At 36.8% G+C, this 11,192-nt stretch carries 10 protein-coding genes and 1 pseudogene; 6 read left to right on the top strand and 5 right to left on the bottom strand.

All coding sequences use genetic code 11. The annotated features are described in order from the left end of the window. Positions 1-42 precede the first annotated feature (42 nt). The 5 genes from AAC037_RS09635 to serA all read right to left on the bottom strand — a co-directional run bounded on the left by AAC037_RS09635 (position 43) and on the right by serA (position 6,248). Positions 43-1,302 (bottom strand): competence/damage-inducible protein A, encoded by a 1,260-nt coding sequence (locus AAC037_RS09635; RefSeq protein WP_339902794.1) that lies wholly within the window; start codon positions 1,300-1,302, stop codon positions 43-45. Positions 1,303-1,394: 92 nt separating this feature from the next. Continuing rightward, positions 1,395-1,898 carry a dihydrofolate reductase gene (locus AAC037_RS09640; RefSeq protein ID WP_339902795.1) on the bottom strand — a complete coding sequence of 168 codons (504 nt, stop codon included), beginning with the start codon at positions 1,896-1,898 and terminating at the stop codon, positions 1,395-1,397. Between the two features lie 25 nt (positions 1,899-1,923). Beyond that, complete coding sequence (locus AAC037_RS09645; protein ID WP_339902796.1) at positions 1,924-2,883, bottom strand: DUF4412 domain-containing protein; 960 nt, start codon at positions 2,881-2,883, stop codon at positions 1,924-1,926. An 81-nt stretch (positions 2,884-2,964) separates the two neighbouring features. Next, entirely contained in the window at positions 2,965-3,888 is a 924-nt protein-coding gene (locus AAC037_RS09650) for a universal stress protein (protein ID WP_339902797.1), read from the bottom strand. Positions 3,889-4,355: 467 nt separating this feature from the next. Then, the gene (serA, locus tag AAC037_RS09655) at positions 4,356-6,248 is read right to left on the bottom strand and encodes a phosphoglycerate dehydrogenase (RefSeq protein ID WP_339902798.1); all 1,893 of its coding nucleotides are present in this window, start codon (positions 6,246-6,248) and stop codon (positions 4,356-4,358) included. A 243-nt stretch (positions 6,249-6,491) separates the two neighbouring features. Between serA and AAC037_RS09660 the strand changes: the two genes are divergently transcribed. The 6 genes and pseudogenes from AAC037_RS09660 to AAC037_RS09685 form a co-directional block, all read left to right on the top strand. Continuing rightward, complete coding sequence (locus AAC037_RS09660; protein WP_339902799.1) at positions 6,492-6,695, top strand: hypothetical protein; 204 nt, start codon at positions 6,492-6,494, stop codon at positions 6,693-6,695. Between the two features lie 11 nt (positions 6,696-6,706). Further along, positions 6,707-7,102: a DUF983 domain-containing protein gene (locus tag AAC037_RS09665; protein WP_339902800.1), complete on the top strand. Its 396-nt coding sequence runs from the start codon at positions 6,707-6,709 to the stop codon at positions 7,100-7,102. A 116-nt stretch (positions 7,103-7,218) separates the two neighbouring features. After that, entirely contained in the window at positions 7,219-7,893 is a 675-nt protein-coding gene (locus tag AAC037_RS09670; protein ID WP_339902801.1) for a TetR/AcrR family transcriptional regulator, read from the top strand. After that, entirely contained in the window at positions 7,890-9,605 is a 1,716-nt protein-coding gene (locus AAC037_RS09675) for an ATP-binding cassette domain-containing protein (RefSeq protein ID WP_339902802.1), read from the top strand. Before AAC037_RS09670 ends, AAC037_RS09675 begins: the two co-directional genes overlap by 4 nt. Before the next feature lie 4 nt (positions 9,606-9,609). Continuing rightward, on the top strand, positions 9,610-10,965 hold the full coding sequence (locus AAC037_RS09680; protein ID WP_339902803.1) for an HlyD family efflux transporter periplasmic adaptor subunit: 1,356 nt from the start codon (positions 9,610-9,612) through the stop codon (positions 10,963-10,965). Next, positions 10,962-11,192 (top strand): annotated as a pseudogene (locus tag AAC037_RS09685) (transporter); the annotation flags it as partial. The gene AAC037_RS09680 and the pseudogene AAC037_RS09685, both read left to right, overlap by 4 nt.

Raw genomic sequence — 11,192 nt, forward strand, 5'->3', positions numbered from 1 at the left:
TAAAATTTAGTAATTGGTTTACAAAAGGAAAATCCCTAAAATTTATTTAGTATTTTGTAAGATTGTCTCCCTCAATAAGTTTAAAGAGGCAGTACTTGTTAGTTGAATATTAATAAGACGGTCTTTTGTTAGCTGTAACTTACGTGTACGGCAATTTTCCCCGTCATGGCATGCGATCCACACAAGTCCTACAGGCTTCTCTTCTGTTCCTCCTCCCGGGCCTGCGATCCCACTTGTAGCTAATCCGTATGTAGCTTTAAACTTAAGCCTAACTTGCTTGCTCATCTCTATCACAGTTTCTTCACTTACAGCACCATTAGTTATAAGTGTTTGTGGATTCACATCTAGCAACTCTTCTTTAAAGTCATTATGATAGGGAATGATGGATCCATTGTAATAATTACTAGATCCGGGGATACTGGTGATAACATGAGTCAAATATCCACCTGTACAACTTTCAGCGATTGCCAGGCTTTTTTTCCGTTGAACCAATTCATGGCCCAATGAAGAAGCTATGGTGTCGGTGTCATAGCCATAAATGTATTCAGCAATCAATGGCTCCAGTTGGATGACTTGTTCATTAACCTCAGCAGCCAAAGTTGCTAAAGATTCACCAAAAGCGGTTAATCTCAGCTTAACTTCACCCAGTGAAGGTAAATAGGCCAATCGTATATGTGAGGGTAATTGTTCTTCCCATGTAGAGATCTTGTCAGACAGCCAACTTTCTCCTATTCCAATTGTTTTTATCAGCTTGTGATAGATTACCGGTAATTTGAACTTCTCTTTGATTTTAGGAATTACGGTGTTCTCCATAAGGTATTTCATCTCATGAGGAACGCCCGGCATTGACATCCATGCGACACCATTCTCTTCAAACCACATTCCCGGAGCCGTACCAACGGCATTCGGAATATAGGTGCAATTGGAAGGCAAATTGGCCTGAATTTGGTTGGTGGGAGTTAGCACTTTTCCTCTGTTTTCAAAAAAGACCCGAAGATCCTCAAGAGCTTGAGGGAATAACTTTACTGAAGCATTAAAGAAGTCTGCCAAGACATGCTTGGTCAAATCATCTTTGGTAGGTCCCAAGCCTCCTGTCATCAATACAATATCCACTTCTTTTGAAGCGGCTTCAAATGCCTGGGTCATGGCTTCGGGATCATCTCCGATGGTGGTCTTCCTTTTCACCCTTACCCCAATTTTATCCATTTCTTCACTTAACCATTTACTATTGGTATCCAATATTTGGCCATAGAGCAATTCATCGCCTATAGATATGATTTCTGCTGTAACAGGTTTATGCATGTGACACGGTTTTAACCTTAATTGGTTTCAAAATTAACTGTTTCCTTTGAGCAATGATTAATTTTGAAAGAAATCTTTATTGAAAAATTACTTTATGGAACAGCTTTTCTTTTATAGGTCACAAACGAAAAATTGAACGGGTTGTTTTCATCTTTTTGATAGTTGCTTTTATCGCTAATTGCCCAGTTTTCTTTTTTAAAATCCGGAAAATAGGTGTCTGCTTCAGGAACAGCATCTATCTCAGTTATGATCATTTCATGACAATAGGGTAAGGCAAGTTTGTAAATCTCTGCTCCTCCCAAGATAAAAATTTTTTCTAACTCTTTTTCTTTTCCTATAGCAATTGCCTCTTCCAAACTGTGTACCACTCTATGACCTTCGGGAACCGAATAATTTCGGTTACTAGTGATCACTATATGGGTTCTGCCGGGGAGGGGTTTTTGCAATGTTTCAAAGGTTTTTCTGCCCATGATAACATGGTGACCTGCTGTGGTTTTTTTGAAGTGCTTAAGGTCTGCAGGTAGGCGCCAAGGCAAGTCTCCTTTTATGCCGATTGCATTGTTTTTGGCCTTTGCAACTATAATAGAAACGATCAATGGATAGGGAGATATTTATGCATAATTAATTGGCCTTCATTGGATTTGGATAGTCAGCCAACTCAAATGATTTCGGTTGGTTGGTATCAATTTTTATAATTTTCATTTCAGTAGAAATACCTTCATCATTGTCCATGAAATACATTTCCATGATGTTACCATCAGGGAAATTGGTGAAATAAGAGCTGTTTTGTTCTTTCATTTTTTTTGTGATTAGAGGGCTGTTTTTGCTCCAAAACCCTTCTAATCCTTCTACAGGATTCTTGCTGATCCAATAAGTACCTTCTCCATCCTCAGAAACCATTTGGTATTCTTCACAGGTATATCCTAAAATATTTTTTGTGTTTCCTGTTTTTTCAAAGGAAGTATTGCTTAAAGAATTCCCATTATTGTCAACTTGATAGTTGTCCATCATACCACCATAGTCCATTCCAAAGGCCATACTTGATTTTTCCTTTTCATTTTCTACCAAAATGACAGTGGCATTGTTCTTATGATCCATAATAATCACCGATTTTTCGGACTTATTTTTACCTTCGGGATCTATGAATTCCATTCCAAAATAATCAGCATTGTCTGTTAAAAAGGAATTAAAATTCATCGGATCTTCTTCTTTCCCTTTTTTATTGGTGCTTTTTATTTCTATTACGGCCAATCCTGTAAAGTTATATTCACTTTCCGTATCAACATTCATATTGATTGATCCCATCACTTTACTGAAATCGTAGGAAGGTTCACTTGAAGCCCCCTCTTGATCAGAATTTTCCCCATTAGGGCTCCCTATATTGTCTCCGTAGAGATTCCTAAATGTTTTTTCAAGTTGCCTTTGCGTGGCCTTTTCAACTTCCTTTTCTACGGTCTTTTCTACAGCCCTTGAAACCCCTTGTGAGGCAGCTCTCTTTATTTTTCGCAGAAGTTGTGAATGGGCATCAAAACTAAAGACGGACAAGGCTAATAATAAAAAAAACAATGATTTAAAATTCATAGCATATTTTATTTTTACACAATTTAAAGTTATGAAATATTCATAAAAAGTCCTAAAGTCTGAATTAGTGTAGGTGATTGGTTAGATTTCAAGTATATATTCTATGATTCCGGCATTTTTGCCTTTAGGTCTCGTGACAAGTAAAGGTACCGTATTATTGACTTGTATGAGTCGTTCTGCGAGGCTACCTATAAACAAGGCAGTAGCAGCTGTTCTGCCCTTGGCGCCTATGATAATGAGGCTGGCATCTATTTCTTTTGCCTTATTGATAATGTCAACCACAGGGTCATCGTCTTCATCTTTCGTATAGAGCGGTTTAATTTTGTGCCCTTTTGCGTCAATTTTCCGAATGAATTTTTTGTAATTAACCTCAGCATTCATGAGCATGATCTCACTAAACTCTTCATAGGTTTTGCCCGTAAAATGATACCCGGAAGGAACTGAATAAACATTTTGACAAATAATTTCTGATTTACCTTTATTTTTTTCTGTAATTTCAATGGCCTCCTCTAAAGCATCTTTGGAATAATCTGAGAAATCACTTGGTACAAGAATTCTTTTTACTTTTGGACTACTGTTCTCAGGCACAATTAAAAGAGAGCAGGAAGCCCTTCTTGCCAATCGCTGTGTGATTACTCCAGAACCACTGATACTCGTTTTTTTACCCACAAGTATTAAATCTGCCGATTTTTCACTGGCTAGTTTAAGTATCTTCTTGGAAAGCTGCCCCTCTCTTACAACAAAGCTGGTATTTATTTTCAAATCAGGATCCAAATTCTCTTTGACCACTTGTTTCATCTGGGTCTTCCTTTCCTCTACTATGTTATTAATCAGGTTGGGGAATTCAGACAAGACATCCTTTGGGATACTTAAATTTCGAATAATATTGGTGAAATAAATCTTTTTGGACTGGTTGCTTTTTGCTATAAATGCGGCAAATTGTACCAATGTTTTGTCCATTTCAGATTGGTCAAGACAAACAATGATTTTTTTGATTTGATACATTATTTTAATGATTAATTGTTCTGTCAGGTGAATGTTTTGCGACAATGTCCCAAGCCAAACTCAATTGCCTAAGGTTTTTAAATTAATAAAATAATTTCTTAATTCAATTTTTTATAGCCGGTTTTTAAAAGATTAAATAAGGGCTTAAGCTTTACCTCTTTGAGCCGGCAATGCGCAAATACTGGAGGCGGAGGTTTGAGGTTTCCTCATATAGATTGTATATTTGCATTGTGGTTCGGATCAGCGACATGTTCAAACTTCACAATTGATTAATATACCGAGTGAAGCGCATTTTCAAAACCAGGCCTCATCTTTCTTAGGAAAGACCTCGCATCATTTATGATGAAGGATAACAGTGGAAGGTTGCGAGAAAGGCGCAGCTCAAATCTTGTTTAACTGGAGGTTTGTAACACTCCATGGTTCGGACCATATTAAAAGGGGGACTGCTTGTCAGTCCCCCCTTTTTTTTAATAAAGTACTCTAAATCTGATGGTGCCTTGAATGGCCTTCAATTCGTCTATTACCTTGCTACTATACGCTTTGTCTATATCCGTGATGACATAGCCAATTTTCTCATTTGTTTTAAGATATTGACCCACAATGTTTATGTCAAAATCAGCCAATGTATTGTTAATTTTGGCCATGATGCCGGGCTCATTTAGATGAATATGAATTAGTCTATGCGCGTCGTGCAAGAAAGGTAACTGAATATTTGGGAAGTTTACACTATTATAAGTGTTTCCGGTATTGATATATTCAATGATTTTGCCCGGAACAAATCGAGCAATGTTTTGCTGAGCTTCCAACGTACTGCCTCCAATATGGGGAGTTAAAATAGTATTCGGTAATCCTTTTAAAGCAGACTCAAAGGGTTCAGTATTGTTCTTGGGTTCTTTAGGAAATACATCTATTCCTGCACCGGACAAGTGGCCGGAATTTAATGCATCACGAAGTGCAGGTACATCCACCACATGCCCTCGACTAAGGTTGATTAGATAGGCTCCTTTTTTCATTTTCGCGATTTTTTCCTCGTCTAGCAGGAGCTCATTGTCCTTCCTACCGTCCACATGTAAGGAAATCACATCACATGTTTCAAGAAGTTCATCTAAAGAATCTACTTTCGTAGCATTTCCTAACGCAAGTCTTTCCACCAAGTCATAGTAATACACATTCAATCCCATGTTCTCTGCTAAGACTGATAATTGGGAACCAATATTACCATAACCAATGATTCCCAGCTTCTTGCCCCGAATTTCAAAACTTCCATTGGCGCTTTTATTCCACTTGCCTTCATGCATGCTGGTGGTTTTGTCAATCATACCGCGCATCAAAAAGATGATCTCTGCAATGGCAAGCTCCACAACAGATCTGGTGTTGCTAAATGGCGCATTGAATACCGCAATGCCTTTTTCCTGACAGGTTTCTAAGTCGATTTGATTGGTGCCAATACAAAAAGCACCTATGGAAACTAATCGCTCTGCATTTTCTAAAACCTTTTTGGTGACTTGGGTTTTGGAACGAATACCAAGTACGGATACTTTTTTGATTTTTTCTGCAAGTTCCTCTTCTGAAAGAGCAGAACTGATGACTTCTACATTGTAGCCCTCTGCTTTCATTAATTCAATCCCTATAGGGTGAACATTTTCCAACAAAAGTACATTGATTCGGCTTTTTGGATAAGAAAACTTTTTGTTCATTTTATTTACATAAAGAATCTCATCTAAGCTAGGAGCGATATGATCAGCCTTGGAAGATACAGATGGTCTGTGAATATTCTCCGTAAAAGCATAAAACTTATTGGCAACACCTGAAGCTTTTATTTCATAGTCAGTATATCCATCTCCGATGACATATATGTCACCACTGAGGTTCAATTTTTTGATTGTTTCAGGTTTACCATTGTTTTTGGACAATGGGTTGTTTTCATTAAAACCGATGATTTTACCGGATTCATCATACACAAATTCATTGGCAAAAACATTTTCCGGTTTGATGCCGTAACTTGTCACGATTGGAGCAACAAAATCCTTAAAACCATTGGAAATGATGTAGATGTCAGCTCGGTTTTCAAGCAAAAACTCTTTATTTCTTTGGAATGAATCTGAAACTTTTTTCTTTAATTCAGAAATCAATTCAGAGATTTGATCTTTGTTGGCATTCAAAATCTCTACCCGCTTGACAAGGCTCTCCCTAAACGTGAGTTTACCTTCCATTCCCTGATCGGTAATGTCCTTTATTGATTGTAGCTTTTCAGCCTTAGCAGGATCATCCCTAAGACTGATTTCACCTAAAATATCCAAAGCTTCTACCTTTGTAAAAGTGCTGTCAAAATCAATAATAAACTTTTTGGTGGCGGTCATTTCTAAGCAATTTTTTATGAGTTGCAAAATTAATAGATTATCGGGGAAATTTTAATTATTAGGATAAAATTACTTGGGAACATTTCAGGGATTTTCCAACTTTCTAGCCCCTTCTTAGTTTTAAAAGCAAATGAATTTAGAATTATGAAACCTTTTCTTTCTCAAATGGATTTAAGAAGGAAAAGAAATTAACTTTGAGTAATTCGACTTTTAGCAAGGACAATTACAATAAAAATTTTCCGAATGCCTTTAGCAATAGATAACATAAGAGTAGGCCGAGTTTATAAGCTTGTAAATTTTGGAGAAATCAGATTTTTGGAAGTAATGGAGAGGACCGGCAGGGAGAATTTCATGATGAAAGATTTGGATACTTTGGAACTTTATGAACTCGAAGAATTATTACGTTGGGGGAGAGGTAAAGATTATGACTTGGACGAAGTACGTTAATTGATTTATAAATGAATGAAGATAATAGTTTAATAGGCGCTATCGCCAAAGCAAAATGTCCCAAATGCAGGAAAGGTAATATTTTTCCTGTTGCGCTATTTAGTTTTCGGAAATTATCAGAAGTAAACCATAACTGTCCCAACTGTGGCGCAGAACTCGTTCCCGAACCGGATTTTTATTATGGGGCCATGTATATAAGCTACGCATTATCTGTTGCTTTATTTGTGAATGTTATGATTGTTCTTAATTATGTTTTTGACGATCCTGACCTTATGGTATACATTCTTTCAGTCTTGTTTTTCAATGTGCTGTTATTGCCTATTATGCTTAGGTATTCTAAGGTGCTTTACCTTTATTGGTTGGGAGGGATATCTTATCAAGAAAATAAAAACAATACTGTACATTAAATCTGATTATTCATTATTAAACTTTGAATTGTAAAATTGTATACCATAAGTTAGTTTTACTTACAAAAATTAAGTCAACTATAGTATTATTATATAGGTCTTACTAAAAATTTATTATGCACCGAATACTGAAAAATATTGTAATACCTGTGAGTCAAGAGATTTTCATTAAGGACCCAATAAGTTCAGCCCTTGGAAAGCGAATTCTTAGTGAAAGCCTTGTTTTAATAGAGTTAAGGGGGATTGAAGCATTTAATTTTAAACTGCTTTCCATTCATGTGGAATGTACAGAAGCTGCGATTTACAGGTATTTTGAAAACAAAAATAAATTGTTGCTTTATTACATCAATTGGTATTGGGGGTGGCTGGAACATAATCTTGTGTATAGCATTTCCAACTTAGAAAGCCCTGCCGAAAAAATTAAAATGGCGATAACCCTTCTCGTGGAGGGTCCCATTTATAAAGAGAATTTTTACCTAAACATTAGTTCACTGAAGAAAGTTGTATTGGAAGAATCGAATAAATCTTTTATGAGTAAAGAGGTGAAGTGCAAAGCGAAAAGTAAATTGCTACATCAGTTTTATGATTTTAGTGAGCGCCTTAAAGATTTGATTTTACTTAATAATCCCGATTATCCTTTTCCAAAAGTATTGGTTTCAACGCTCATTTGGTCAACCATTCTGAATGGATTTAGCCAATTGTATGGTGCAGATTTAATTGAAGAGAATTTTAATGAACAGAATAAAGTGGACTTTTATTACAATATGGTTTTTAATTCGCTTAAAAGATGAATGAACAAATAATTAATACTCCTCTAAAACGTTTTTTTAGTTTATTGAAGAGTGAAAAGAAAGAGATTTATGCGATCTACTTTTATGCTGTACTCAATGGTTTGGTCTCCTTGTCCTTACCTTTGGGGATTCAGGCAATTCTAAATTTTATTTTGGGAGGAAGGCTTACCACTTCCTGGGTTATTTTAGTAATTGTGGTGGCTCTAGGGGTGGTCTTTGGTGGCTTTTTACAGGTCAGTCAGCTTTACTTATCAGAAAAATTACAACAGAGGGTGTTTAGTAAGTCAGCTATAGAATTTGCCTACAGGTTACCAAGGTTAAAGATGGAAGCCTTAAGAGGCAATTATGCCCCTGAGTTGGTCAATAGGTTTTTTGATACCATTAATTTGCAAAAAGGACTTTCAAAATTACTTATAGACTTTAGCACGGCTTCTCTTCAGGTCTTTTTTGGTTTGGTATTACTGGCCATCTACCACCCATTTTTCATCATTTTCTCTCTGGTCTTGGTTCTTACCATCTATTTGATTTTTAAATTCACCAGTCCAAAAGGAATGAAAACAAGTTTGAAGGAATCCTCCGCAAAGTATGCATTGGCCTATTGGTTAGAGGAGATAGCAAGAACTTTAGAAACATTCAAACTATCAGGATTTTCCTCCCTGCCCTTTAAAAAAGTGGATGAACTTGTAAAGGAGTACGTAAATTTCCGTAATTCCCATTTCGCAGTATTGATTTTCCAGTTTAAGGCCTTGATTGCTTTTAAGGTTCTTATTGTAGTTATATTATTGGTCGCAGGAAGTTTATTACTGTTGAATAATGAGATCAGTATTGGGCAATTTGTGGCGGCAGAAATCATCATTGTACTTATTATTAATTCAGTAGAGAAAATAATCCTTAGTCTGGAAACAGTGTATGATACCCTCACTGCTACTGAAAAACTTGGACTTATCATGGATATGGACTTGGAGCGGACTACGGGCAAGGCCAACGTATTCAATGAAGATTTGTCAGGTTTAGCTTATGGATTTAGGAATCTAAGCCTTCAGTCAAATGATAATAAATACGCCATACTTAACAATATCAATTTGGAGATTAAAGAAGGGGAGAAGATAGTGCTCACCGGTTCTAGTGGAGCAGGGAAAAGTACCTTATTACAAGTAATGGCAGGATTGGTTGAGGATTATCAAGGTAATGTAATTGTCAATAAATTGCCTATGGATACCTTATCCTTGGAGAAACTAAGGTCAATGATAGGTGATAGCTTGTCGAGGCAGTCCATATTTCATGGTACCATAAGGGAAAACATTACGGTAGGAAAAGAAGGGGTGGACGAAACGAAACTGAGAGAAGTGCTAGAGATTGTAGGGCTTAATGATTTTGTTTTCCGGCTAAAAGATGACTTGGAAACTGTTCTTTTGCCGGAAGGTAAAAGCCTTAACAATTCAGTTATTAGTAAAATAATTTTAGCCCGAAGTTTATGTTTTAAACCCAAATTGCTATTACTAGAAGAAGAGCTCAATTATTTGAGCAAAGAAGAATCTGACAGCGTCTTTGATTTTATTTTTTCAGGCCCTTGGACGCTGGTATTGGTCTCAACTAGGGATGTGCTCTTGAAAAAAGCAGACAGGGTTCTAGTAATGGAAGCCGGAGAAATTGCATACTCTGGGGATTATTCCGGATACAAATTTTACAAAAACAACTTGAATAACCGTTAATCTTATGTTAAATATTTCTAGAAATTCGATCAAAGAATTAATTGATCTCAATTCCTTTGAAAGTTATAGGTTGACCATATCAAGTAACCAAAGCAGGAGAAGGATAAGGATTTTATTGTATTTGTTGATGACCGGCTTTGTTTGTCTATTCTTACCCTGGACTCAAAATTTTCGGTCGAAAGGTACTGTTACTGCACTAAAACCTGAACATAGACCTCAGACCATCCATTCTGTGATTCCAGGTAGAATAGAAAAGTGGTATGTTCAAGAAGGAGAATTTGTAGAAAAAGGGGATACCATACTTTATATCTCTGAAGTGAAGGAACAATACATGGATCCTGATTTATTGAACAGGACACAGTTACAGGTAGAAGCCAAGGAATTGTCTGTGAAGTCATATGAGGAAAAAATCAAAGCCCAACAACAACAGCTTTCGGCTTTGGAGCAGAACAACAAACTGAGAAAAGAACAAGGGCAAAACAAACTTAGGCAAGCCCAATTAAAGGTGCTTTCTGATAGTATCATGCTGGAGGCTGAAAAGGTTAATTTTACGGTGGCAGAAAAACAGTACCTTAGGATGGAAAAGCTATATGAGGAAGGCTTGAAATCACTTACTGACCTGGAAACAAGAAAAATAAAACTACAAGAAGCCAACGCAAAAACCTTAAGTGCAGAAAACAAATTGTTGGGTAGTCGAAATGAATTGATTACAGCACAAATTGAATTGAATGCCATTGACAATGATTTTAGAGATAAACTGGCGAAAGTAAATTCGGAAAGATTTTCAGCGCTTTCAGGGCAATACGATGCGGAGGCCGGAGTCAATAAGTTGAAAAACACCCTGACCAATTATACAGTTAGGTCCGGAATGTATTATGTGCTGGCTCCTCAATCCGGATATATAACCAAAGCCATCCAAGTAGGTATTGGAGAGACCATTAAGGAAGGTGCTGAGATTATAAGTATCATGCCTGAAAATTATTCCTTGGCAGTAGAGATATATGTTGACCCCATAGATCTTCCTTTGGTAAAATTAGGAAGTAAAGTACGGTTTATTTTTGATGGCTGGCCGGCTATTGTTTTCTCAGGATGGCCTGAGTTATCCAATGGAACCTTTGGAGGGGCCGTCATCGCAGTAGATAATTTCACCAGTGCCAATAATAAATATAGGGTTTTGGTGGTTCCAGACCCGGATGAAGAACCTTGGCCTCAGGCTTTGAGGATTGGAGCAGGAGCTGATGGAATAGCATTACTAAACGATGTTCCTGTCTGGTATGAGATTTGGCGTCAAATGAATGGTTTTCCACCAGACTATTATACCCTTCAGGAGTCAAAGGAATTGAAAAAACAGACAAAATGAAATATAGCTTAAGTTTACTTGGACTGTTGATGGTTTTGTCCTTTCCTTTAAGCGCACAAGACGATAAGCTTTCTTATGATCAATTCATGGAATGGGTAAAGCAATATCATCCCGTTGCAAAACAAGCTGATTTGTTGTTAGACCTTGGAAAACAAGAAGTGAGAAAAGCGCGTGGAGGATTTGACCCCTATTTATATGGAAGTATTGACGAGAAACAGTACAAAGAA

It is taken from the genome of uncultured Cyclobacterium sp. (assembly GCF_963976465.1).
Taxonomy (GTDB): domain Bacteria; phylum Bacteroidota; class Bacteroidia; order Cytophagales; family Cyclobacteriaceae; genus Cyclobacterium.